18 protein-coding genes are annotated in these 23,994 nt (G+C 71.7%); 12 read left to right on the forward strand and 6 right to left on the reverse strand.

The genetic code is table 11. From position 1 onward, the window contains the following. Window positions 1-2 precede the first annotated feature (2 nt). Window positions 3-1,118, reverse strand: coding sequence for a GH39 family glycosyl hydrolase (locus tag BOSE127_RS11570; protein WP_268892449.1), 1,116 nt, complete (start codon window positions 1,116-1,118; stop codon window positions 3-5). A gap of 1,245 nt (window positions 1,119-2,363) precedes the next feature. Between BOSE127_RS11570 and BOSE127_RS11575 the strand changes: the two genes are divergently transcribed. Further along, entirely contained in the window at window positions 2,364-2,780 is a 417-nt protein-coding gene (locus BOSE127_RS11575; protein ID WP_042539144.1) for a hypothetical protein, read from the forward strand. Between the two features lie 49 nt (window positions 2,781-2,829). On the opposite strand, the gene BOSE127_RS11580 is transcribed toward BOSE127_RS11575, so the two are convergent. Then, window positions 2,830-3,627: an HAD-IIA family hydrolase gene (locus BOSE127_RS11580; RefSeq protein ID WP_017886329.1), complete on the reverse strand. Its 798-nt coding sequence runs from the start codon at window positions 3,625-3,627 to the stop codon at window positions 2,830-2,832. 188 nt (window positions 3,628-3,815) lie between these two features. Here BOSE127_RS11580 and BOSE127_RS11585 point away from each other — a divergent pair, with 188 nt between their 5' ends. Further along, window positions 3,816-4,505, forward strand: a complete 690-nt coding sequence (locus BOSE127_RS11585; protein WP_017886328.1) for a TetR/AcrR family transcriptional regulator C-terminal domain-containing protein — start codon at window positions 3,816-3,818, stop codon at window positions 4,503-4,505. A gap of 42 nt (window positions 4,506-4,547) precedes the next feature. Further along, a complete protein-coding gene (locus tag BOSE127_RS11590; RefSeq protein WP_159557270.1) occupies window positions 4,548-5,195 on the forward strand; it encodes a TrmH family RNA methyltransferase in 648 nt (215 codons plus the stop codon). A 103-nt stretch (window positions 5,196-5,298) separates the two neighbouring features. On the opposite strand, the gene BOSE127_RS11595 is transcribed toward BOSE127_RS11590, so the two are convergent. After that, a complete protein-coding gene (locus tag BOSE127_RS11595) occupies window positions 5,299-6,288 on the reverse strand; it encodes a LacI family DNA-binding transcriptional regulator (RefSeq protein WP_017886326.1) in 990 nt (329 codons plus the stop codon). Window positions 6,289-6,535: 247 nt separating this feature from the next. Here BOSE127_RS11595 and BOSE127_RS11600 point away from each other — a divergent pair, with 247 nt between their 5' ends. Further along, the gene (locus BOSE127_RS11600; RefSeq protein WP_159557272.1) at window positions 6,536-7,441 is read left to right on the forward strand and encodes an endonuclease domain-containing protein; all 906 of its coding nucleotides are present in this window, start codon (window positions 6,536-6,538) and stop codon (window positions 7,439-7,441) included. A 77-nt stretch (window positions 7,442-7,518) separates the two neighbouring features. Here BOSE127_RS11600 and BOSE127_RS11605 read toward each other — a convergent pair whose 3' ends face one another. Genes BOSE127_RS11605 through BOSE127_RS11615 form a run of 3 tightly spaced genes read right to left on the reverse strand, consistent with a single transcriptional unit; the run spans window position 7,519 to window position 11,167 of the window. Next, the gene (locus tag BOSE127_RS11605) at window positions 7,519-9,753 is read right to left on the reverse strand and encodes a YhgE/Pip family protein (protein WP_159557274.1); all 2,235 of its coding nucleotides are present in this window, start codon (window positions 9,751-9,753) and stop codon (window positions 7,519-7,521) included. Next, a complete protein-coding gene (locus tag BOSE127_RS11610) occupies window positions 9,750-10,520 on the reverse strand; it encodes a hypothetical protein (protein ID WP_052481800.1) in 771 nt (256 codons plus the stop codon). The genes BOSE127_RS11605 and BOSE127_RS11610 overlap by 4 nt, the downstream gene beginning before the upstream one ends. Further along, window positions 10,517-11,167, reverse strand: coding sequence for a TetR/AcrR family transcriptional regulator (locus BOSE127_RS11615; protein WP_140448288.1), 651 nt, complete (start codon window positions 11,165-11,167; stop codon window positions 10,517-10,519). The genes BOSE127_RS11610 and BOSE127_RS11615 overlap by 4 nt, the downstream gene beginning before the upstream one ends. Window positions 11,168-11,327: 160 nt before the next feature. On the opposite strand from BOSE127_RS11615, the gene BOSE127_RS11620 reads away from it, so the two are divergent. The 8 genes from BOSE127_RS11620 (at window position 11,328) to BOSE127_RS11655 (ending at window position 23,944) form a co-directional block, all read left to right on the forward strand. Beyond that, window positions 11,328-14,975 carry a S8 family peptidase gene (locus BOSE127_RS11620; protein WP_159557276.1) on the forward strand — a complete coding sequence of 1,216 codons (3,648 nt, stop codon included), beginning with the start codon at window positions 11,328-11,330 and terminating at the stop codon, window positions 14,973-14,975. 154 nt (window positions 14,976-15,129) lie between these two features. Beyond that, window positions 15,130-15,294, forward strand: a complete 165-nt coding sequence (locus tag BOSE127_RS11625) for a hypothetical protein (protein ID WP_159557278.1) — start codon at window positions 15,130-15,132, stop codon at window positions 15,292-15,294. Window positions 15,295-15,524: 230 nt separating this feature from the next. Beyond that, window positions 15,525-16,859, forward strand: coding sequence for an adenylosuccinate synthase (locus BOSE127_RS11630; RefSeq protein ID WP_017886319.1), 1,335 nt, complete (start codon window positions 15,525-15,527; stop codon window positions 16,857-16,859). 2 nt (window positions 16,860-16,861) lie between these two features. Next, window positions 16,862-17,419 (forward strand): arsenate reductase/protein-tyrosine-phosphatase family protein, encoded by a 558-nt coding sequence (locus BOSE127_RS11635; protein WP_031259331.1) that lies wholly within the window; start codon window positions 16,862-16,864, stop codon window positions 17,417-17,419. A gap of 158 nt (window positions 17,420-17,577) precedes the next feature. Continuing rightward, window positions 17,578-19,380 (forward strand): S53 family peptidase, encoded by a 1,803-nt coding sequence (locus tag BOSE127_RS11640; protein ID WP_017886317.1) that lies wholly within the window; start codon window positions 17,578-17,580, stop codon window positions 19,378-19,380. Further along, window positions 19,377-22,052 (forward strand): hypothetical protein, encoded by a 2,676-nt coding sequence (locus BOSE127_RS11645; RefSeq protein ID WP_042539132.1) that lies wholly within the window; start codon window positions 19,377-19,379, stop codon window positions 22,050-22,052. The genes BOSE127_RS11640 and BOSE127_RS11645 overlap by 4 nt, the downstream gene beginning before the upstream one ends. Window positions 22,053-22,161: 109 nt before the next feature. Next, the gene (locus BOSE127_RS11650) at window positions 22,162-22,653 is read left to right on the forward strand and encodes an SRPBCC family protein (RefSeq protein WP_017886316.1); all 492 of its coding nucleotides are present in this window, start codon (window positions 22,162-22,164) and stop codon (window positions 22,651-22,653) included. 316 nt (window positions 22,654-22,969) lie between these two features. Continuing rightward, window positions 22,970-23,944, forward strand: coding sequence for a CPBP family intramembrane glutamic endopeptidase (locus BOSE127_RS11655; protein WP_159557280.1), 975 nt, complete (start codon window positions 22,970-22,972; stop codon window positions 23,942-23,944). Window positions 23,945-23,994: the final 50 nt, after the last annotated feature.

The raw sequence follows: 23,994 nt of genomic DNA on the forward strand, positions 1-23,994 counted from the left end.
AGTCACTCGTCCCAGACGACGAATCGGGGAATCCACTTCGCGGACATGTCGAGCTTCCCGGCGGTGCCCCGCACGGTCTTCTCGGACCCGGTGGGTTCGACGATCCGCCCGGTTCCGCGGAGTGAGACGCGAACGGGCGTCGACAGGTGCTGCGCCTCCGACTGCCAGACGACACGGGCGTGGTGCTTGCCGTCCGGCGAGGTGAACCGCATGTGGCGGACCGGACCGATCCGGTGCTCCGCCACGTACCGCTTGCCGGCGAGGACCCGCTGCATGGTCGCCCAGGCCGCGGCGGAGGGCTTCGGCTCGTAACCGGCGTCGGCGTTGCCGACCAGCCCGAACGTCCGTGCGGTGCCGTTCGCCGTGGTGGGCTCGGCCATCTCGAACAGGAAGAGCCGCTCGACGCCGTACTGCGCGGCGATGGCGTAGGTGCGCAGGACGTACGCGGTCTGGTCCTCCGGCTGGACCCACCCCGGACCGGCGAACTGGGTCGGCCACCCGACCTCGGTGATCCAGATCGGCAAGGCGCTGCCGTCGGGGCGCGGGTACCGGTCGGCCGTCGTCCGGAGCCACGCGAGCGCATCCTCGATGCACGGGTTGGTCGGGACGCAGAGTTCGGGCCCCCACGGGTTGTTGTAGGGGTGGATGCTGACCGCGTCGACGTGGTCGGCACCACCGAGGCGGAACCACTCGCCGATCCAGGCGCGCTCGTCGTCGGACACCGCGTTCTGGGTCGGCCCGACGATCGTCGCCGCCGGGTCGGTGGCACGGATGACCTCGGCGGTGACCCGTGCGAGCTCGATGTAGGCCGCGGGCGTCGCGGGCAGCGCCCCGTGGTTGTTGGTCCACTCGTTCCAGACCTCGTAGGACAGATCGGTGTCCGGGTGCCGGTCCCGCATGTGGGAAACGGTCTCCTTGACGTAGCGCTTCCAGGCGGCGGCCTGGGCGGGTTTCGAGACGTCCGGTGGTGCCATCGGGTCGTTCGTGTACGCGACGTTGCCGTAGTCGAGGACGAAGAGCGGACTGACCCCCATGTCGCGCACGACCGGGTCGATGCGGGCGTCCGTCGCCGCGAAGTCGAACCGTCCGGCGACCTTCTCGACCGCGCTCCACTGCAGGTCCTGTCGGTAGCTGCCGGCACCGAGTGCGGCGAGTGAGGGGCAGCGCGCTCGCCACGGGGTTGACGCCGAGACCGAAGTACGGGTCCGAGCCGACCGGACCGGCGATGGTCCGCACGAACCGGGTCGACGCGGAGGTCGCGCCCGGCGTCTGCACGGTCAGCCGGTAGGTGCCGGACGGCAGGGCGCTCGTGGGGTGCACCTCGACCGATCGGGTCCCCGCCCGACCGGTCCCCGAGTCGACGATCGTCCCCGTGGTGTCGTTGACCCGCCAGGTGACGTCCGCCGCACGCTCCACGCCGTCGACCGTGAACCGGGGGCGATCGTCGGGTCCGAACAGACCGCTCCCGCCGACCGGTCGGATCGTCGGCGTCGTCGAGGCCGTCGACGTGGTGCCCCGTGCGGACGAGGGCTGGGCGTGCTCGGACAGGATCGCCGCGAGGACGACGCCCGTGACGGCAGCTGCGGTGAGGCCACGGCGGCGGATGGAGGGGGGACGGGGGGGCCCGCTGCCCAACCTCGCACGGTGCGCCGCCGCCAACCTCGCGCCCGCTCTGTCTCGCCGGGCTCGGCACGGTGCAGGTTCGTACATGCGGTGCGAGCTTGACGGCTGGGTGCGGTGCCACAGGCTCGCACCGAACCAGCACCGCGGCGCCCGCCGCTCAACCTCGCACGGTGCGCCGCCGCCAACCTCGCGCCCGCTCTGTCTCGCCGGGCTCGGCACGGTGCGGGTTCGTACCTGCGGTGCGAGCTTGACGGCTGGGTGCGGCGCTGCAGGCTCGCACGGAACCACCAACCCGGCGCCCGCTGCCCAACCTCGCACGGTGCGCCGCCGCCAACCTCGCGCCCGCTCTGTCTCGCCGGGCTCGGCACGGTGCAGGTTCGTACATGCGGTGCGAGCTTGACGGCTGGGTGCGGTGCCACAGGCTTGCACCGAACCAGCACCGCGGCACCAGCTGCCCAACCTCGCACCGTGCGCCGCCGCCAACCTCGCGCCCGCTCGGTCTCCCCGGGCCTCGCACGGTGCGGGTTCGTTCATGCGGTGCGAGCTTGACGGCTGGGTGCGGCGCTGCAGGCTCGCACGGAACCACCAACCCGGCGCCCGCTGCCCAACTCCGCACTGTGCGCCGCTGCCGCCCACCGAGCGCCGCCGCCACCCACCCCGCGTGCGACCTGGCCACCCCCCCGCGGCGCAGGCTGCACTCCGAAAGCCGCCCGGGGTGCGTGGGCCGCTAGGGTTCCACCATGAGCATGCAGCCGACCGGTGGGGCGCCGGCGCCGAGCCCAGTACTCGTCTCGATCGGATCCGTGGGGGTGACGCAGGACCGCATCGTCACGCCGAGCGGGACCTGGCCGGCCGCGCAGGTGAACATCACCGCGCAGGACCAGTCGTCGTCGACGTCGCACATCCCGACGTGGGCGATCGTGATGACCGTCATCACGGTGTGGTTCTTCCTGCTCGGACTCCTGTTCCTGCTCGCGAAGGAGCGACGGACGCAGGGCAACGTCTCCGTGTCGATCTGGGCCGCGAACGGTCAGTCGCACACCGAGTTCGTGCAGGTCTTCTCCGAGGAACAGCGCGTCGACGTGTTCAACCGGGTCTCCTACGCGCAGAACATCATCGGTCAGGCGCGCTGGCGCGAGTCGGCTGCCGGCAACTGACCGGCCACCGGCGCACTGCCGACGGCCCGACGCCGGTGGGTCGTCAGGGCTAGAGCTCGACCTCGAACGGCTCGGTGCGCACGAGTTCGTGCACGCCGGAGATGACCTCGCTCGGACGGAACGGGTACCGGTCGATCTCGGCCTGGTCGCTGATCCCCGTCATCACGAGCACGGTGTGCAGCCCCGCCTCGATGCCGGCCTGCACGTCGGTGTCCATCCGGTCGCCGATCATGCCGGTGTTCTCGGAGTGCGCGCCGATCCGGTTCATCGCCGACCGGAACATCATCGGGTTCGGCTTGCCCACCACGTAGGGCTGTTTGCCGGTCGCCTTCTCGATCATGGCCGCGATGGCGCCGGTGGCCGGCAGGACCCCCTCGGCGCTCGGGCCGGTGGCGTCGGGGTTCGTCACGATGAACCGTGCGCCGTCGCGGATGAGCCGCACGGCCTTCGTGATCGCCTCGAACGAGTAGTTGCGGGTCTCGCCGACGACGACGTAGTCGGGAGCGGTCTCGGTCATGATGAACCCGGCCTCGTGCAGGGCGGTCGTCATGCCGGCCTCGCCGATCACGAACGCGGACCCGCCCGGCATCTGCGACTTGCAGAAGTCGGCCGTCGCGAGCGCACTCGTCCAGATCCGCTCTTCGGGCACGTGCAGGCCGGAGCCCCGCAGCCGGGCGCTCAGGTCGCGCGGCGTGAAGATCGAGTTGTTCGTCAGCACGAGGAACTCGGTGCCGTCGTCGAGCCACTGCTGGATGAGCTCCGGCGCGCCGGGGAGCGCCTGGTTCTCGTGGACGAGCACGCCGTCCATGTCGGTCAGCCAGCACTCGACGTCGTCTCGGGTCGCCATGCGCCTCACCCTACTGCGCGGGGGTTCAGGTCCGGCTCGCGTCGGCTCGTGGTCGGCTCGGAAAGGGCCGGGAGGCCCGGGGCGGCTCTTGCGCGCTGCTGCCAGACCCGAGATGGTCGAGACACCGAACCGCGGTCGGGTTTGCCCTACGCTTTTCGGGACACGTACCGAATCAAGGAGGCCCCCTCGTGCTCGTCGAACCCGGAACCCCGTCCACCGCGCCCCGACCCACCCCGGTGTCGGAGACGGAGCTCGAGGTGACGCCGCGACGACGCCGAGGCCGCCCGAACGTGCTCTCCCGCGAGCAGGTGATCGACGCCGCCACGACCATCGCGAACGAGGACGGCCTCGACCGGCTGTCCTTCCGTGCGTTGGGCGTCCGGCTCGGCGTCGCCCCGATGACCGTGCACCGGACCATCGGCGGCCTGGACGACCTGCACGCCGAACTCGTCCGCCGCACGGTCGACGAGTTCACCGCCACCTTCGTCTGGCCCGACGAGTGGCACGCCGTCGTCCGCACCTTCGCCACGACGTTCCGTGACCTGATGCGCACCCACCCGCTCGTGCTCGAGTCGCACAGCCAGCGGGCCCCGCTCGCCTCGACCGAGTCGGACGCCGTCGTGGCGAAGGTCGTCGGTGCCCTGCAGGACGCCGGGCTGCCGCCGGCCGAGGCGATGTACGCCTTCTTCGTCGTCTACGACTTCGTGGTCGGGCACGCCGGGGTGCAGGTCGGACGCGGGGACTCCGAGGCCGGCCGACCCGAGCGGCACCGCCTGGTGGGCGAGATCCTCGGCGAGCACTCCTACGACGACCGGTTCGCGCTCGGCCTCGACATCCTGATCGCCGGCATCGAGGCGCGCATCGCCCGCACCGCCTGAGCCGGCGGCGCCCGACCCCGCGCCCGGCCGTACGCTGGTCGGGTGACCACTGCGCCCGAACCGTCGCACGAGCTGACGACCAACGGGGTGGGGCCGCACCCGGGACCCTGGCCCGACGACCCGAGGCTCGACCCGGAGCTGCTCGCCGCCGGGGACTCCCGGAACGTGCTCGACCGCTACCGGTACTGGTCGATGGACGCGATCGTCGCTGAACTCGACACCCGCCGGCACGCGTTCGACGTGGCGATCGAGAACTGGCAGCACGACCTGAACATCGGGTCGATCGTGCGGAGCGCCAACGCGTTCCTCGCCGGCACGGTGCACATCATCGGACGGCGGCGGTGGAACAAGCGCGGGGCGATGGTGACCGACCGCTACCAGCACGTCCGGTACCACCCCGACGTCGAAGCGTTCCTCGCCGCGATGGCCGATGAAGCGCGTCCCGTCGTCGCCATCGACAACACCCCGGGTGCCGAACGCATCGAGACCGCGACGATCCCGGAGCGCTGCGTGTTCCTGTTCGGGCAGGAGGGCCCCGGGCTCACCGAGCAGGCGGTCGCCGGTGCCGACGCGCACCTCGAGATCGCGCAGTTCGGGTCGACGCGGAGCATCAACGCCTCGGCCGCCGCGGCGATCGTCATGCACAGCTGGGTCGTCCAGCACGCGGAGTTGCCCGGCGCGACGTCGTGAGCAGAAGTGGTCGGGTGCGGGCCCTGGACCCGACCATTCCTGCTCACGAAGCGGGCGTGACGGACGCGGGGCGGGCCTCCCGGCCGGGGGCAGGGGGGCCGCGTCAGCGCGCGGCGGTGGTGCGGCGCGCGACCAGGCGGGGTTCGACGAGCAGTTCCGTCGCGGCGATCCGCGGATCGGCGATGCGGGCGAGCAGACGCTCGCCGGCGCCGCGGCCGATCTCGACACTGCGGTCGTCGATGCTCGTCAGGCCGACGTACCGCATCGCGGCCACGGGGGTGTCGTCGTAGCCGATGACGGAGACGTCCTCGGGGACGCGCAACCCGCGTTCGGCGAGTTCGGACAGGGCACCCAGGGCCATCACGTCGTTCGCGGCGAAGACCGCCGTGACGTCCGGGTGCTCGTCGAGGAGCATGCCGAGGGCACGCGAACCGGCCTCTTCGGTGGGCTCGCCGGGCAGCACCGTCGTGACGACGGACGCACGTGTCGCCGCTACCTGCTCGAACCCGGCCTGGCGTTCCGCCGAGGCCGCCGAACTCGCACCGACGAACCCGAGTCGGGTGTGCCCGAGGTCGAGCAGGTGCTGCGCCGCGATGCCGCCACCGGCGTGGTCGTCGTTCGCCACCGTGTCGGCGCGCGGGATCGCGACGCGGCCGCCGGCGATCACGAGCGGCATCGACGCGGGGATCGCCAGGTCGGTGGTCGGCTCGCCGGCGATCACGATGCCCTCGACGCGCATGGACAGGAAGCCCTCGACCGGTGAGGCGTCGAGCCCCGTGTTGAGGAAGCGGTCGGCGACCACGAGCCGGTGCCCCTGGTCCTGCAGGCTCTCGCGCAGGCCGGTGAGCAGGTCCACGAACCACTGGTTGCGGAAGTCGTCGAGGACCACGCCGATGGTGCGGCTGCGGGTGCCGGCGAGGGAGACGGCCGCGGTGGAGGGCCGGTAGTCGAGCTCCTGGATCGCCTTCAGCACCGCGGCCCGGCGCTGGTCGCTGACCCGGGGGGAGCGCTGCAGCACGAGGGAGACGAGGGACTTGGAGACCCCGGCGCGTGCGGCGACGTCGTAGATGGTCGCGGGCTTGCCGTCTCCCATGATGCGCTTCGACCTCCGTTGGCTCGTGCGTCGATCGTAGCGGTTGACGTGACATGGCCCGGCGGGTGGGGTGGGGGGTCGGTTTCGCTTCGTGAGCAGAAATGGTCGGGTGTGGCGCCGCGACTCGACCTTTTCTGCTCACGATCTGCGTGTGGCTGGTCCTCCACACGGGAGGCCCGGGGTGCGTTGTACACAGAAGTCGCGTTCGGCGCGCGAGCAGTGGGCGCTGGGCGCGAACGTGGTGGACATGCGAGCACGACCACTTCCGACACCGCTGCGCGGGCGCGCGTTCGACATCAGCGCGGCCGACCGCGCCGGCGTCTCCCGACAACGACTCCGACGGCGTGACCTGGTCCGGCCGACCCGGTCGATCCGCTGGGCACGTGATCGTCCGCCCGACCCGGTCCACCGGATCCGGGCACTCCGGCCGCTCCTGGTTCCCGGGCAGTTCATCAGCCACGTCTCGGCGGCGGTCCTCTGGCAGCTCCCCGTCCCTGTCGCCGACGACGCCCCGGTGCACGTCACGAGTCCCGTACCGATCGCGCAACCGCGACGCCGCGGGGTCGTCGGGCATCGCATCACGCCGGACCGTGCCCGGGTGACGGAGCGGTGGGGGATGCCGACGAGCACGCCCGCGGCGCTGTGGGTGGACTGCGGTGCGATGCTCTCGGTCGACCAGCTCGTCGTGCTCGGGGACGCCATCGTCACGGAACGACGGTGCGGGACGACGATCGACGACCTCGCCGCGGCCGTCGCCCTGGCCGGAGCACGATCGGGAGTCCGGAAGCTGCGCGTTGCACTCGAGCTCGTGCGGGTGGGCGCCGGGTCGCCGCAGGAGACCCGAGCGAGGCTGGCGATCGTCCGCGCGGGGCTGCCCGAGCCCGAACTGCAGGTCAACGTGCTCGACGAAGCCGGTCGGTTCGTCGGCCGTGTCGACATGGCCTACCCGGAGCAGCGCATCGTCATCGAGTACGAGGGCGACCACCACCGGACCGACGCCGAGCAGTGGGGCCGTGACCTCCGCCGCTACCGTGAGATGGAGCGACTCGGCTGGGTGGTGGTCCGGTGGACCAAGTCCGACCTGACGCTGCACCGCTCAGCCGCAGTGGCGCACCTGAAGACGCTCCTTGCACGCGGAGGTCGCGTCGAGTGAGCAGAAGACGACGGGTCGCTATTGCACACCCGTCGTCTTCTGCTCACTCGATGTCGCGGCGCCGCCGCCCGCGCCCGCTACCCGATCAGGCTCGGGCGCAGGTCGCGCAGCGTGCGGGAGCGGGTCTGCCGCGCCGTGACCACGAAGGACACCAGGAGCGCCCCGAGCAGCCAGCAGAGCAGCACGCCCGCGTCCGACCACGCGGCGCCGAGGTTCCCGCCGTACATCGTCTGCCTGATCGCGTCGACCGAGTACGTCATCGGCAGCGCGAAGTGCAGCGCCGCCAACGGCCCAGGCAACGTCTGCCACGGGAACGTCCCGCCGGCGGTGACGAGCTGCACGAGCATCAGTACCAGTCCGAGGAACTGCCCCACCGAGCCGAGCAGCACGTTGAGGGCCATGATGATCGCCGCGAAGGTCGCCGAGGCCAGCACCATGATCCCGATCGTGCCACCGACGTGCACCACGTTCAGGTCGAGGGCGAAGCGCACGATGAAGAACAGCGCCACCATCTGCACCAGGCCGAGGAGCGCCGGGGTCAGCCAGCCACCGAACACCACCGCGAGGGGCTTCCGCACCGCGGTGATCGCCCGCTTCGAGATCGGCTTGAGGATGAGGAACAGCGCGTACATGCCGATCCAGGCCGCGAGCGAGATGAAGAACGGCGCGAGGCCGGCGCCGTAGTTCGACGCGGCGGCGACGTTGTCGTCCCCGACCTTGACCGGGTCGGAGATGACCGAGGCCTGCGACGCACGCTCCGAGGCGTTCGACGCCGGGATCTTCGTGCGGCCCTGGTCGAGCGACGACGCGAGCTTCGACGAGCCGGTCGTGAGCTTGTCCAACCCTGACGCGAGCGACGAGGCGCCCTGGTCGGCGGTCTTCGCACCGGTCGCGAGCTGGGACGCACCCGACGACAGGGTCGGGGCGGCCGAGGCCAATTTCGACGTGCCGTCGGCCACCTTCGACGCGCCCGACGAGACCTTCGAAGCACCGTTCGCGGCGGTGGCGATGCCGGACGACAGCTCCGGAGCCTTCGCGGCGAGCTTGCCGGTGCCGGCGGCGAGCGTGTCCGAGCCGTCGGAGAGTTGCTGGATGCCGCTCGTCAGCGCCGGGGCCTGCTCGGCGAGCCGGGAGGCGCCCGAGGACACCTGCGCGCTGCCGGTCTTGAGCTTCTGCAGGTTGCCGGACAGGTCGCCGGCACCGGTACCGAGCTTGGTGCTGCCGGCCTGCAGGTTGTCGAGCCCGGCGAGCAGCTGGGTCTTCTGTTCCGCGGAGAGCACCGTGGAGGCTTGGACGACGGGCTTCAGTGACGCGACGAGTTCGGGCGACTGCGCAGAGAGCTGCTGGACGCCCGCGATGAACGGTGCAGCCTTGTCGACGAGCTCGGCGTTGCCGCTGGCGACCTGCGACGCACCACTGGACAGGCGCGCCGAGTCCGACGGCAGCGAAGCCGTCTGGTCACGGAGCCGGTGCAGCCCGGACTGCAGCTGCTGCGCCCCACTGTCCAACTGCTGCGTCTGCGACGGCAGCGCCGCCGTCTGCTGCTGCGCGCTGGCCAGCCCGGACGCCAGGGTCGACGCCCCCGACGCCACCTGCTGCGCCCCGCTGTCCAGCTGCTGGGTCTGGGACGGCAACGACGCCGTGCCGGAGGCGAGCTCCGCCGCACCGGACGACAGCTTGCCGGTGCCGTCCGCGAGCGTGTGGGCACCCCGGTCCGCCTTCTTGGCCCCGGAAGCGAGCTCATCGGCACCGTCGACGGCGTCGCCGAGGCTGTCGCGGACGTCGGCGAGCCCGACGAGCAGGGTCTTCGCGGCCTGCTTGCCGACGCGCTCGGCGACGGCGGTGCGCATGGTCTTGCCCGCCTGCTCGGCGATGGTCGAGGCCAGGTACGAGTTCGTGTCGGCCGTCGTCATGACGAGCTTCGCCTGGGTCGGGTCGTCGGACTGCGCGGACACCAGGTGCTCGGAGAAGTCGTGCGGGATGGTGACGACGAAGTCGTAGGTGCCGTTCCGGACACCGGAGCGGGCGTCGGCGGCGCTCGTCTTCGTCCACTTGAAGTCGGCGCCGTCGATGGCCTCCTTCGTGACGTCCTTGCCGTAGTCGACCTGGTCGCCGTCGAGCGTGGCGCCGGCGTCGAGGTCCACGATCGCGGCGGGGATCTGGTCGAGCTTCGCGTACGGGTCGCGGTTCGCCCACAGGTAGGCGCCGCCGTAGAGCAGCGGCACGATCATCAGCGCGATGAACGCCAGGCGTGCGAGCGGGGTCGCGGTGAGCCGCGCGAGTTCTGCGCGGACGAGCGAGGTGGTGGTCACTTCTGTGCCTCCGTCGGGACGGTTGCGGATGCTGTGGTGACGGAAGGAGCGGCCGGGAGGCCCGGCTCGGTTCCGTCGGTCCGGGCCACGTCCTCGGGGTCCTCGGTCTGGGGCGTCACGAGCGTCTCGGCGACGCCGGGCGTCGCGACGTCGTCGTGCGTCTCGATCGTGTCGAGCAGGTGCTCGACGGTCGCGGCGGCGGCCTTCGAGGTCACCAGCACCACGGTCACGCCCCGTCGGGCGACGTCGCGGACCACCTGGAACCAGTCCTCGACGGCGCCGCCGTGCCGCTCGGGCGAGGTGATCACGATGCCGGTGACACCGTCGCGGAGCAGCGCGAGCTCGACGAGCAGCCGGATGCGCACGGCCGTCGGGACCCGCTGCACGGCGGTGTCGACGTAGTCCCGCAGCCCGAGCTCGTCGAGCACCGTGTCGACGTGCTCGCGGTTCGGGCGCTGCCCGGCGAACGCGAGTTCCTCGCGCACGATCTGCTTGAGGGTCAGGACGGGGAAGGGTTCGGCGATCCCGGGGGTGTCGACCAGCGCGAACGCGCGGCGGACGGCTGCCGGGTCCTCGTGCCCGTCGAGCAGCAGGCGGCCGGTGTCGGGCTGCATGCGGCCACCGGCGACGAGGGACGCGAGCACGGGTGCCTGCTCGGTCTCGACGGCGAGGACCCCCGGGCGTCCGGGCGCGGCGACGGCGGAGACGACGGGCAGGGGTGCGCCGGGCTCCTCGCCGATGCCGACGTGGTCGAGTTCGAGGGTCATGCGTGGTCCTTCGGGGCGGGAGCGGGAGCTGCGGGTTCGGAGAGCAGTGCGGTGCGCCAGTCGATGCCGGCCGTGCCCAGCGCCGACACCACCACCATCCGCCGTCCGTCCTCGTCGCTCGTGCCGGAGCGGGTGGCTTCGTCGAGGACGGCGATGCACGCGCCCTCGACCAGGCGGCCGAGGGTCTCGGGGTCGACGTCGTCCCGCATCGCGCCGTCGGCGATGCCGAGCGCGCACGCCTGGCGAACCTGTGAGCGCAACGGGGCGAAGACCTCGGCGACGGGTTCGGCGAAGGGGCTGCGCACGGCGATCCGGGCCATCGAGCGGACGTGCGAGACCTCGGTCCAGAGCGTCACCGCGATGGCGGCCAGGCGTGCGGCCGGCGGGAGCCCCTGCAGGTCCGAGGTGGTGGGCATGGCGGCGGCGATCCGGGCGGCGCCGGCGGTCACGACCTCGCGCACCAGGTCGTCGCGCGAGGGGAAGTGCCCGTACACCGCGCGACGCGAGAGGCCGGCCGCGGCGGCGATCGTCTCGATGGAGGCGTCCGGGTCCTGCTGCAGGCAGGTCCGCGCCGCGTCGAGGAGTGCTGCCCGGTTCTCCGTGGCGTCGCGGCGGGGCGCGCGGGAGGGGTGCTCGGTGGTGGTCACGCACCCCATCGTAATAACGTGCACACGTGTGTGCAACTTAACAGGTTCCGTCCCCTGGACGAGGGGTGTCCCCCAAAGTGCGGACTGTCTTCCCTGAGAACGAACGCATAGCTTCACAGGAATCTCATGCGAACCACGGACTGAGCCTGGAGTGCCCTCTTTGAACCGTGCAACACCGAACACCGACCCGAAACCCACCCCCCATCGCTTCACCCGCGTCCTGACCGCCGGCATCGCCGTCGCGGCCCTCGCATGCGGCGGTCTCGCAGTCGGGGGCGCGGCCTCCGCTGCTCCGGCCGGGATCCCGGTGGCCGACCTCAAGCTCTCCGCGCCGCTCCGCGACGCCAAGCCGACGAAGACCGTCGCGGCGTTCGTGCGCACGACCGGCCAGGGCGCCCTCGAGGTGGACGCCAAGGCCAAGGGCGGCGACCTGACCCAGTCGCGCAGGCAGTCCTCCGCCGCCGCGGACCGCGTCGAGGCGATCCAGTCCACCGTCGCCGCGGTGCGGTCGGCCGTCAAGCGCGCCGATGCCGACGCGACCGAGCTCTACTCGACCGAGTACACCGTGCCCGGCGTCGCGGTCGTCGCCGACGTCGACGCGTTCCGGAAGATCGCCGAGCGCTCCGACGTCGAGAGCATCATCCCGCTCACGCCGAAGAAGATCGTCGAGCCGACGGTCAACGAGAACGCCGACGCCGCTCCCTCGGGCGTCGACCCGAGCCTGGTGCGCCCCGGTGCCGACGGCGTCTCGCCGAAGAACGCCGCGAGCGACGTCTACACGCGCTCGCTCAACGCCTGGCAGCAGACCGGCCACACCGGCAAGGGCGTCAACGTCGCCGTCCTCGACACCGGTCTCGACTACACGCAGGCCGACTTCGGCGGCCCCGGCACCACCGAGGCGTACCAGCAGGCCCTGGCGAACGCGAGCAGCGGCGCCCCGGACCCGAGCCTGTACGACGCGTCGAAGTTCCTGGGCGGGTACGACTTCGCCGGTGCGACGTACAACGCCAACCCCGAGGACCCGAACACCTACGACCCGGTGCCGGCTCCCGACGACAACCCGATCGACGGCAAGGGCGGCGACCACGGCACGCACGTGTCCGGCTCGATCGCGGGCTACGGCCTGACCGCCGACAAGCAGCAGTTCGACGGCGACTACACCAAGCTCACCACGCAGCAGGTGCAGGACATGTGGATCGGTCCGGGCACCGCGCCCGAGGCCGGCCTGTACGCCCTGAAGGTCTTCGGTGACAACGGCGGTTCGACCGACGTCACCGGTGCCGCGCTCGACTGGGTGGGCAAGGCGCTCACCGAGGGCAAGGACATCAACGTCCTGAACCTGTCGCTCGGCTCCGACTACGGTGCACCGGACGACCCCGACAACGCCAAGATCGACGCACTGACCGCACGTGGCGTGCTCCCCGTGATCGCCTCGGGCAACGCCGACGACTTCACCGACATCGGTGGCTCGCCGGGCAACGCCGAGGGTGCGCTCACCGTCGCCGCGAGCGCCACCGGCCAGTCGCTCTACGACGGCGTGCAGGTCACCGCACCGGCCGACGTCGCGAAGACCTACCGGTCGCAGTACTCGTCCAACTTCAAGGGCACCCTGCCGGTCGAGGGCGACGTCGTCGTCCCGACCGCGAACATCGACGGCTGTGCCGCGTTCAGCGCCGCCGACGCCGCGAAGATCAAGGGCAAGGTCGTCTGGCTGAAGTGGACGGACGCCGCGCTCGAGTGCGGTTCCGCCGTGCGCTTCGACAACGTCGAGGCCGCCGGCGGTGTCGGTGTCCTGCTGGCGGGCACGCTCGACACGTTCGAATCCGGCATCGGTGGCAACGCGACCATCCCGGGTGCCGAGCTGACCGCGAAGAGCGTGGCGAGCCTCCAGGCCACCGCGAAGGCGGGGACCCTGCACGTGCGCTTCGCGGACGAGCTGAAGGGCTTCGAGGTCGCCATCGAGGCGGACGCCGTGAACACGCTCGCGTCGTTCACCAGCCGTGGTGTGCACGGGTCGTTCGACGACATCGTCAAGCCGGACATCGCCGGCCCCGGGGTCAACGTGATCTCGGCGGCGAACGGCACCGGTGATGGCCGCATGTCGATGAGCGGCACCTCGATGGCCACGCCGGACGTCGCGGGCATCGCGGCGCTGACGTTCCAGTCGCACCCGACCTGGTCCGCCCCGCAGGTCAAGGCGGCGCTGATGAACACGGCGACGCACGACGTGAAGGACGGCAACCGTTCGGCCACCCTGCTCCGCCAGGGCACCGGTCGCGTGGACGCGCTGCAGGCGGTCACCGCCGGCACCACGGTCCGCAGCGCCGAGAACGACCAGCTCGTCACCGCGTCGTTCGGCGTCGTCGAGGTCGCGAGCGGGACGAGCGAGACCCGCACCCTGCAGGTCGACAACACCGACAGCACGGCGCACACGTACGACGTGTCGTACCAGCCGCAGGTGTCGCAGCCGGGTGTGACCTTCGCGCTCAGCTCGAAGCAGGTGACGGTGCCCGCCAACGGCACCGCCTCGGTCACGCTGACGTTCTCGGCCGCCGACCCGACGAAGCTCCGTCGTGTCATCGACCCGACGCAGGACGCCGTCCAGAAGGGTTACCAGCGCGAGTTCGTGACCGCTGCCTCGGGCATCGTGGCCTTCGCGCCGACCGACAGCACGCTCAACCCGATGCGCCTCGGTGTCTACGTGGCACCGAAACCCGTCAGTGCGGTGCGTGCGCGGACCACGGTCCCCTTCACGGGGCCGGGCAAGTCGGCCGAGCTCACGCTCAAGGGCCGCACGCTCGACCAGGGCGGCCTGACGACCGGCTACCACGCGGCCGTCGCCCCGTTCGTGCTCGGTGGCACCGACCCGGCCGAGACGTTCCCCGAGGGTTCGGCGGAGCAGTCGCTGCTGGCGGCCGACGTCCGTTCCTACGGTGCGTCGTACGACAAGGCGTCGGGCACCATCGCGTTCGGTGTGCAGACCGCCGGTCCGGATGCCGACCCCGGTGCCGTGACCAACGTCGAGGTCCTCATCGACACGAACCGTGACGGTGAGCCCGACTACCTGGTGTACGACGCGAAGTCGGCCACCATCGACGCCACGCTCGCGACGACGATGAACCTGGCAACGGGCAAGACGGTCGACGCACAGCCGCTCAACGGCGGAGCGGCCGGCCAGGACGTCAACACCTTCGACAGCTCCGTCAAGGTGCTGACCGTCGGTGCCTCGGCGATCGGCGCGTCGACGAAGTTCGACTACACCGTGCTGACCGAGTCGGCCTACGCCCCGGGTGCCGCCACCAGTGGTTCGTCGGTGGTGGACGAGACCAAGCCGGTCACGTTCGACCCGACCAAGCCGAAGCTGTCGTTCTCGCAGGACGGCGCCACCGGCGTGCTGTTCGCCGACGCCGACTCGCTGACGGTCACCCGCGCCTCGGGTGTCACCAAGGCGACGGTGCTGCTGCTCCACCTCGACAACGCGGCGGGCAAGCAGGCCGACACGTCGACCATCAACGTGGTCCCGCCGAAGCTCGCGCTGGCGAAGGGGAGCAAGGTCACGGTGAGCGGGACGGCGAAGGTCGGCTCGACCCTCACCGCGAAGCACGGCACCTGGAGCACGACGAAGGCGACGTACAAGTACCAGTGGCTGCGTGACGGCAAGGTCGTGAAGTCGGCCACGGGGTCGAAGGTCACGCTCGGCTCGTCCGACCTCGGGCACCGCATCAGCGTGCGGGTGACCGCCCATGCCTCCGGGTACGAGGACGGTACGGCGAAGTCCGGCGCGACCGCGAAGGTCACGCGCCGCTAGGACGGAGCCGGGGCGCGGTTCGCGCGCCACACGGTGAGCAGGAGATGTCGGGTCCCTCGTGGGGACCGGGCATCTCCTGCTCCTTCGTCGCCCGGAACGCGTGTTCGGGACAGGTAGTTAGACAAACTAGTGAACCGGTGCCAGTGTGGCTCCCATGCAGAGCACGCTGAACCAGCTCCGGTCCAACCCGGTCGAGTGGCGCCGTCGTGGACTCACTCCGCCGGACGTCATCCAGGCCATGATCGAGCAGCGTCTGGCCGAGCCGGGGCACTCCCAGCTCGTCGGGGACCCGTCGTACCAGGACTTCTTCCGGAGCTGATCCGGACACCGTCGGACGGTCCGGGACGCACCGGACGACGGAGGGGAGGCGCGGTGCCAGCTGGCACCGCGCCTCCCGTCCGTCCGTCTGGTCGCGTCCGGAGCCTCGCGCAGCGCGCCGTCCACAGGGGCGTCACGCCGGGTGGCGCGCAGGTGACCAGCCGATAGACTCGGGTGGACCACCGGCCCGGACGGCCGTGTGCGGTCCTCCGCCAACGTGAGGAGAACCAGATGCCCGCAGCAGTCATCATCGGAGCCCAGTGGGGCGACGAGGGCAAGGGGAAGGCCACCGACCTCCTCGGCTCCCGCATCGACTACGTCGTGAAGTTCAACGGCGGCAACAACGCCGGCCACACCGTCGTCGTCGGCGGCGAGAAGTACGCCCTGCACCTGCTGCCCTCCGGCATCCTGACGCCCGGCGTGACCCCGATCATCGGCAACGGCGTCGTCGTCGACCTCGAGGTGCTGTTCCAGGAACTCGACGCCCTGCGTGCCCGCGGCGTCGACGTCTCGAAGCTCCTCGTGTCGGCCAACGCCCACGTCATCACGCACTACCACCGCACCGTCGACAAGGTGACCGAGCGGTTCCTGGGCAAGCGCCAGATCGGCACCACCGGTCGCGGTATCGGCCCGACCTACGCCGACAAGATCAACCGCGTCGGGATCCGGATCCAGGACATCTTCGACGAGAACATCCTGCGCCAGAAGGTCGAGGCCGCGCTCGACCAGAAGAACCACCTGCTGGTCAAGGTCTTCAACCGCCGCGCGATCGACCCGGAAGAAGTCGTCGAGTCGCTGCTCTCGTTCGCCGAGCGCCTGCGCCCGATGGTCGCCGACACCGCCCTCGAGATCCACCGTGCGCTCGAGCGCGGCGAGACCGTCCTGTTCGAAGCCGGCCAGGCCACCATGCTCGACGTCGACCACGGCACCTACCCGTTCGTCACCTCGTCGTCCGCGACCGCCGGTGGCGCCGCGACCGGTTCGGGCATCGGCCCGGGCAAGCTCGAGCGGATCATCGGCATCGTCAAGGCGTACACGACCCGCGTCGGCGCCGGTCCGTTCCCGACCGAGCTGTTCGACGAGTCGGGCGAGTTCCTGCGCGCCAACGGCTTCGAGTTCGGCACCACCACCGGCCGCCCGCGCCGCTGTGGCTGGTACGACGCCCCGATCGCCCGCTACACGGCACGCATCAACGGTGTGACCGACTTCGTGCTCACCAAGCTCGACGTCCTGACCGGGCTCGAGACGATCCCGGTGTGCGTCGCGTACGAGGTCGACGGCGTCCGCGTCGACGAGGTCCCGGTCAACCAGTCCGACTTCCACCACGCGAAGCCGGTGTACCAGGAGTTCCCCGGCTGGACCGAGGACATCACCGGAGCCCGCACCTTCGACGACCTGCCGAAGAACGCGCAGGACTACGTCCTGGCGATCGAGGCGATGTCCGGCGCACGGATCTCCGCGATCGGTGTCGGCCCCGGCCGTGACGCCATCGTCGTGCGGCACGACCTGCTCGGCGACGACGAGCGTGCCGACCAGCGCGCCGGCGAGCGCACCGACGCAGCGTGACGATGCGGATCCTGTTCGTCTGCAGCGGCAACATCTGCCGGTCGCCGCTCGGCGCGCAGGTCCTGACGGCACGACTCGGCCCGGACGCCCCCGCGTTCGTGGTCGAGTCGGCCGGCACCATCGCCGACGACGGCGCCGCGATGGACGCCGCCGCGGCCGAGCAGTCCGTCCGGCTCGGGGGCGCCCCCTCGGCGCACCGGTCGCGGTACCTGACGGCCGAGATCGTCGCGAGCGCTGACCTGGTGCTGACCGCGGAGCGATCGCACCGTGCAGCCGCCGTCTCCCTGGCGCCCCGGGCCTCCAAGCGGACCTTCACGATCAAGCAGTTCGCGCGGGTGCTCGCCGGCCTCGAGCCCGGTGACCTGGCCGACGTGACGACCCCGCAGGAACTCGTGGAGCGCGTCGCCCGGCTGCGGGGCACGGTCCCGCCGCCCGCCGACCCGGCCGACGACGACGTGGACGACCCCTACCGTCGCTCGACGGCGACGCATCAGCGCGTGGCCGACGAGGTCGACGTGGCCCTGACGGGCATCGCGGACGCATTGCGCGCCGTGGTCTGACCCCCTGACGGACAGGAGGCCCGGTGTCAGTTGACACCGGGCCTCCCGTTTGTCCCGACTGCTCGTGTCCTGCGAGTGATAACGATTATCAGTTGCATGTAAGGTCGCTGTGGCAGCGCGCAGCGCTGCGTCCCCGCCTCTCAGCAGACCAGGAACCCATGCGTCCACGCTTCCTCATCGGTGCGCTCGCGCTCGCCGTGATCATCCCCGGCACGCTCCTCGTGCGCCCCGCACCGCCCTCGCCCGACCGACCGCTCGCGGACTCCGTCCCCGCCTGGACCGCACACGCCGAGCGCGGCGACCCGGTGACCGCCGACGAGTTGTCCCTCACCGTCCTCCTCGACCCCGTGCACCTCGACCGCGCCCCGGCCGTGGCGACCTGGTTGCGCGGTGCCGGGCTCCACGTCGGCCCCGTCGAGCGCTCGATCGCATCCCTGCCCGTTCGCGGGACGGCCGCGCGCATCGCGGACGCCTTCCACACCTCCTTCGCGCGGTGGGACGTCGCCGGACAGAGCGCCGTGGCACCGGTCCGCGCCCTCGCCGTGCCACGCGGGCTGACCGCCGTCGTCGGCGTGTCCGGAGCCGTTGACTCTGACGCCGTCCGACCGACCGAGACGACCACTGCAGCAGCGGCGGCACCCACCCCGGCACCGGGTGAGACCGTCCCGCGACCGCCGGTCCTGGCCGACGACGGACAGTGCGCCGCATGGTGGGGCGAGCGCCTCACGACGGACTGGCCCGCATCGGTGCCGGTCACGCACCGATCGAACGCGCTGTGCGGGTACCAGCCGGCCCAGTTGCGCGAGGTCCACGACGTGCCGGCCGGGTACACCGGACGCGGCGCGACCATAGCGATCGTCGCCGCCTACGACGACCCCGACGTCGAAGCGAACACGGACACCTACTTCCGGGCGGCGGGCGCCCAGCCGTTCCGCTCGGGGCAGTACCAGCACCACGCTCCGGCGTCGCCGGACACCTCCCGCTGCGGCGGGCCGCAGAGCTGGACAGAGGAGCAGCACCTCGACGTGCAGGCGGTGCACGCGATGGCCCCCGACGCCGACATCGAGTACTGGGGTGCCGACGACTGCAGCACCACCTCGTTGTTCTCGCGGATCCTCGACGTCGTCGAACACGGCAGTGCGGACGTCATCAGCCTGTCGTTCGGGTCCACCGAGGACCTGGACACCGCGGACGACCGGACGCTGCTGAACCGGGTGCTCGTCGAGGCGGGGGCCCGGGGCATCTCGGTGTTCGCGTCCTCTGGCAACGACGGCGACAACAGCGCCGTCGGTGACCACGACTCCGGCCCCGACGTGTCGTCGCCGGCGTCCAGCCCGTACGTGACCGCGGTCGGAGCGACCAGCACCGGGCTCGCCCGTGACGGTTCCGTCGCGGTCGAGGCTGGTTGGGAGACCGAGACCCGCTTCGCGCGCAACGGTGCCCTCATCCCGCCGGGCTTCGCGTACGGCGCCGGCGGCGGCCAGTCCGACGTCTACGGCCGACCGACGTGGCAGCGCCAGCTGCTCGACGAACCGGGGACCGGGCGACTCGTCCCCGACGTCGCGTCGATCGGCGACCCCAACACCGGCTTCGTCGTGTACGGGCCACACAAGGGCGTGACCGGCTACGTCACGCACGGCGGCACGAGTCTGGCGACCCCGATGGTCGCCTCGATGGTCGCCATGGCCAAGGCCGCCACGGGGGTCCGGATCGGGCTCGTCACGCCGATGCTCTACGAGATGCTCGGGACCGACGCCGTCCGCGACGTCCGCCCCGCTTCCGCTGCCACCTGGTCGCCGCGCGGGCCCGATGCCGGAGCGCTGTGGCCCGAGACCCTGTTCCTCTGGGACACCGGTCGGCAGGGACTCCGGTCCGCACCCGGCTGGGACGACGTGACCGGGGTCGGCGTCCCCGCCGGCCGCGCCTTCTTCACCGCGTTCGCCGAGGAGGCCCGCCGATGACCGATCGTCCACGCACCAGTTCCGTCATCGCGCTCGCGGCCTCGGCACTGCTCGGCATCGGCCTCGTGGCGCCCATGCTCGCGCTGCCGGCCAGCGCGGACACCGCGGCCGACGGCGCCACCCTCGCCGCCGCGTCGGGCGTCGAACTGACCGACATCGACGGTGGCACGCTCACCGCACCGACCCCGGCCGTGCGCTGGGACTCGGGCGACCCGACGGTGGCCCGGGTCGACACGACGCAGGACGTCCTGAAGCTCAACACCACCCGCACGAGCGGTCTGCGCTCGGAGGCCGGCCCGGACGGGGCGACCTCGACGATCGCGAGCGGGGAGTTCACCCTGCGCGATCGTCCCCCCGTCGTGTTCACCGGACTCCGCGCCGCGTGCACTCCCGGCGGCACCCCCGCGGTGTCGTTCGACCGCCTGACCATCGACGGCGACGACGTCACCACCGAGGCCACCGCGACGCCCGGGTGGAGCCGCGACCTGCCGGAGTCCCGTTACGGCGCCACCAAGGTCGTCGTCGGTAGCACCACGACGGCCGCCGACGGCACCACGACGACGGTCGCGCTCCGCATCGACGCCGAAGCCGGTGCCTCCGAGATCTGGCGCGTCCGTGCCGGATCGGTCTCCTGCGCGGCGGGTGACCGCTGGCCGGCACCCACCCCGACGCCGACGCCGACGCCCACCCCGACCCCGGCTCCGACGCCTGATCCCGCGCCGCAGCCGACCCCGGCCCACGGCGACGCCCTGGCCACCCGGAGCGTCAGCGGTGTGCAGGTGACTGCCCCGGACGGAACCGTGCTCATCGACGGGCAGCCCACGGTGACCGGCGTCGCGAAGCGCACCGCCGACCGGGTCGACGCTGCCGACGGTTCCCCGTCGACCGCACGTGGGGTCACCGTCTCGACTGCGGCGGACGGTACTTCGGACGTGCACCTCGACTCGTTCGAGCAGATCCCCGACCGGGCCTCGGACCCGGTCGCGGAGTACCGCTGGCCAGCGCTGCGCGTGTACGGCCTCGACGCCCACCTCACGCCGGAGGGGACGATGACCGTGGACTTCGCGAACGAGTCGAACGCGGTGTTCGTCAACGGGGTGTGGATCAACACCGCCACCGACCTGTACACCGGCGTCGACGCTGACGGCAAGGAGCGGGTCAGCGTGGCCTTCGGGGAGCGCACGGTGCACGCGGACGGCAGCACGACCCTGACCGCGCTGCACTACCGCGACCTGACGGGGGCGCACCCCGACGTGCGGCTCGGCGCCGTCACGATCCCGGCGAGGGCGAGCAGCCCGACGGACGCTCGGGTCACCGCCGCCTTCGGGGTGGGCGTCCGGGGGACGGACGGTACGGCGCTGGTCGCCCCGCAGCCGCGGATCACCAGTGCCGGGGAACACCGTTCCGCCGCCCGCATCGACGCGACCGCCGGCTACCCCGCCCGGGCAACCGACGTCACGGCGGCGATCGGGGACGACGGCGACACCGCGACCATTTCGGTCGGGCACTTCGAGCAGATCCCGGACGAGGCCACCGACCCCGTCGCCGCCTACCGCTGGCCGGCACTCCGCGTGAACGGGTTGCACGCCGAGGTGACGGCGGCCGGCACGATGACGGTCTCCTTCGACGACGAGTCGAACGCCGTGTTCGTCAACGGGGTGTGGATCAACACCGCCACCGACCTGTACACGGGGCTCGCCCCGGACGGGACCGAACGGGTCCGCGTCCACATCGGCGAACGGACCGAGAACCCGGACGGGACCGTCACGCTCACGGCGCTCCGCTACGAGGACCTGACCGGGACGCACCCCGACGTGCTGCTCGGCCAGGTGACGTTGGCGGCGGCGCAGCCCGCCCCGGACCCGACCCCGGGAGGGGGCGGCACCACGCCGACACCGGAGCCGCACGACCCGGCCATCGCACGCTGGCACGCCTTCGCGCTCCGGGCATCCGGACCGAGCGACGTCCCGGCACAACCCGTCGCTGCGCCCGCCGCCGACGGCACCACCGTGACCGAGCGGGCGGACGAGGCCGGGGACGGCGCCACCGGACAGCTGCGTGTCGACGGGGTCACGGTGCGGTCGGCGAGTGACCGCGGCGAGGTCCGACTCGAACGGGTCGTCCTCTACCCGGGCACGAGCATCGCCGGCGAGCTCCGTGACGTCCGTGTCCGGGTGACCCACGGCGGTGCCACCGTGACGACCGCGGGTGGGCAGATCGCGGGCACCACCATCCCGGCGGGCACGATCCGGGCGAACACCCGGATCGCCCTGCCCGGCGGGCTGGGGAAGGTCGTGCTCAACGAGCAGCGGACCCGCGGGCGGGACCGGACCGTCACCGCGCTGCACCTGAGCGACCCCGCCGGGTTGGCAGCCGACGTGTCGGCAGCGGTGGTCACCACGGCAAAGGTCGATCCGCCCGCGAACGGCGGGAATGGCGGGCAGGGCGGCGGCAGCGCAGCCGGAGGCCCGGGCAACGAAGCGGCTCCCGGTGCCCTGACGCCGGACGGCACGAGCCCGGCCGGTACGAGCGGTACGAACGGCATCGGGACGGGCAGCGGAGACCTCGCGTTCACCGGTGCCTCGCTCCTGCCGGGCCTCATCGCGGCGGTGCTCCTGTTCGGTGCGGGTACCGCGATGGTGGCGCTGCGGCGTCGACGGCGCGTGCGCTGACCGCAGGCCCGCGGGATCGCGGGACGTCAGGCCCGGTGCCGGTCGGCACCGGGCCTGACGTCCGCCGCGTGGGGGAGGCCCGCGCGACCGCCACGTGCGAGGATGACTCATGCCCGTCGTCGAGTCCCGCTGCGTCGTCCCGGTCGAGCCCGACGTGGCCTTCGCCGTCTCGCAGACACAGGGGGCGATCCGGAAGCGTTGGGACCCCTTCATCCGCCGCCAGCACCTGATGGACGGGGCCACCGTGCCGGCGAAGGGCGTCCGGACGTACACGGTGCAGCGGTTCGGGCTGGCGATGGAGAGCGAGTACGTCTCGTACCACCCGCCGTCGAACGTGGGGATGAAGATGACGAAGGGCTCGTGGTTCTTCGAGCGCATGGGCGGGGGCTGGCGCTTCACGGCGGCCGAGGGGCAGCCCGGACACACGCTCGCGGTCTGGCGCTACAACTTCACGTGCCGGCCGAAGTGGCTCGCGCCGATCGCCGAGCGAATCGGCGTGCTGGTGCTGCAGCGGGACATCGACCGGCGCATCCTGGGGTTCGCCCGCGGCTGCGAGGACCCCGTCGTCCTGGCCCACGTGGCCGCACAGCGCGCTGCTTGAACGGACCCGCGAGACGCCGGCGTCGTGCGGGCGAGTCGGTTCGGAAGACGACGGCGTGTTGCGAAGACGCCGCCGAACGCTCGAGACGCCTCCGGATTCGGCGGCGTCTCGCGCATCAGGGGGCGTCGGACGAAGACGACGGCGTGTTCAGGAGCGCCGGACACGACCACGAGCACGAACACGAACACGAGCACGAGCCCGGACACGAGCACGAGCCCGGACACGACCACGAGCACCTGCATCCTTCGATGGAACTCCCGCAGGTGCGTCCCGAAGCCGGTCGTCCCCGGGCGTGATGATTCCTAGCGTCGTCTGCATGACGAACACCACCCAAGTCCGGCCTCCCGCCGGCACCGCAGCCCGCGACCGAGGGGGTGTCCGCGGCCTCATCGCCCGGCACCCGCTCGTGTCCTTCTTCACCATGGCACTCGGCCTGAGCTGGCTCGCGTGGGTGCCGTACATCCTGTCCCCGCACGGCATGGGTGTGTGGGACATCCACTTCCCCGAGGTCCTGGGCAGCGGTCAGTTCACGGGCGTCCTGCCCGGTGCGCTCCTCGGCCCGTTGGGCAGCGCGTTCATCGTCACGGCGGTCGCCGACGGTCGCGCGGGCCTGCGCCGCTGGGTGGGGCGACTGTTCCGCTGGCGGGTCGCCTGGTACTGGTACGCGCTGGCGCTCGTCGTCGTGCCGGCCCTGATCGTCGTGTCCGCGCTGCCGTTCGCCGGTGGTGACGTGCGGGCTCCCTCGGCCCTGGCCTTCGCCATGCTCGTGCCCGGACTGATCATCCAGCTGTTCTCGACCGGTCTGAGTGAAGAGCCCGGCTGGCGCGACTTCGCCCTGCCCCGCCTGCAGCACCGTTTCGGGGGCCTGGGTGCGGCGGCGATCCTCGGTCCGATCTGGGCGCTCTGGCACATGCCGCTGTACCTCAGCGACTGGGGCGGGTGGCCGAACGCGCACTGGAGCGAGCCCGTCGTGTTCGCCCTGTTCACCATCACCTTCAACGTGGTGATGATCCAGGTGTTCAACAAGACCCGCGAGAGCCTGCCCCTGGCCCTGCTGCTGCACGTCGGTGTGAACAACACGATCTCGACCCTGTTCCCTGAGATGTACCCGAGCATGACCGCCGGCACGCTGATGATCGGCCTGACGATCACGTCGACGATCGCCGCCGTGGTGCTGCTCGTCGCGACCCGTGGCCACCTGGGCTACGACCCCGCCCGACGCGCCCTGCCCCTCGACGCACCGGTCCCCACCCGCGCCCGCCTCGTAGGATCCAACGATGGCACCCGCTGAGCACGACGCGCTGCGCGCACCGGATGAGCCGGCCGCGCAGCGCGTCGTGC

It is taken from the genome of Curtobacterium sp. 8I-2, from assembly GCF_902506155.1.
GTDB classification, from domain to species: Bacteria; Actinomycetota; Actinomycetes; order Actinomycetales; family Microbacteriaceae; genus Curtobacterium; species Curtobacterium poinsettiae.

Excerpts from the sequence above, each read along its gene's own strand:
- BOSE127_RS11575 (WP_042539144.1), top strand. The coding sequence starts at position 2,364 with ATGAGCATGCAGCCGACCGGTGGGGCGCCGGCGCCGAGCCCAGTACTC.
- BOSE127_RS11580 (WP_017886329.1), bottom strand. The coding sequence starts at position 3,627 with ATGGCGACCCGAGACGACGTCGAGTGCTGGCTGACCGACATGGACGGC.
- BOSE127_RS11595 (WP_017886326.1), bottom strand. The coding sequence starts at position 6,288 with ATGGGAGACGGCAAGCCCGCGACCATCTACGACGTCGCCGCACGCGCC.
- BOSE127_RS11600 (WP_159557272.1), top strand. The coding sequence starts at position 6,536 with ATGCGAGCACGACCACTTCCGACACCGCTGCGCGGGCGCGCGTTCGAC.
- BOSE127_RS11610 (WP_052481800.1), bottom strand. The coding sequence starts at position 10,520 with ATGACCCTCGAACTCGACCACGTCGGCATCGGCGAGGAGCCCGGCGCA.
- BOSE127_RS11625 (WP_159557278.1), top strand. The coding sequence starts at position 15,130 with ATGCAGAGCACGCTGAACCAGCTCCGGTCCAACCCGGTCGAGTGGCGC.
- BOSE127_RS11630 (WP_017886319.1), top strand. The coding sequence starts at position 15,525 with ATGCCCGCAGCAGTCATCATCGGAGCCCAGTGGGGCGACGAGGGCAAG.
- BOSE127_RS11635 (WP_031259331.1), top strand. The coding sequence starts at position 16,862 with ATGCGGATCCTGTTCGTCTGCAGCGGCAACATCTGCCGGTCGCCGCTC.
- BOSE127_RS11640 (WP_017886317.1), top strand. The coding sequence starts at position 17,578 with ATGCGTCCACGCTTCCTCATCGGTGCGCTCGCGCTCGCCGTGATCATC.
- BOSE127_RS11645 (WP_042539132.1), top strand. The coding sequence starts at position 19,377 with ATGACCGATCGTCCACGCACCAGTTCCGTCATCGCGCTCGCGGCCTCG.
- BOSE127_RS11650 (WP_017886316.1), top strand. The coding sequence starts at position 22,162 with ATGCCCGTCGTCGAGTCCCGCTGCGTCGTCCCGGTCGAGCCCGACGTG.
- BOSE127_RS11655 (WP_159557280.1), top strand. The coding sequence starts at position 22,970 with ATGACGAACACCACCCAAGTCCGGCCTCCCGCCGGCACCGCAGCCCGC.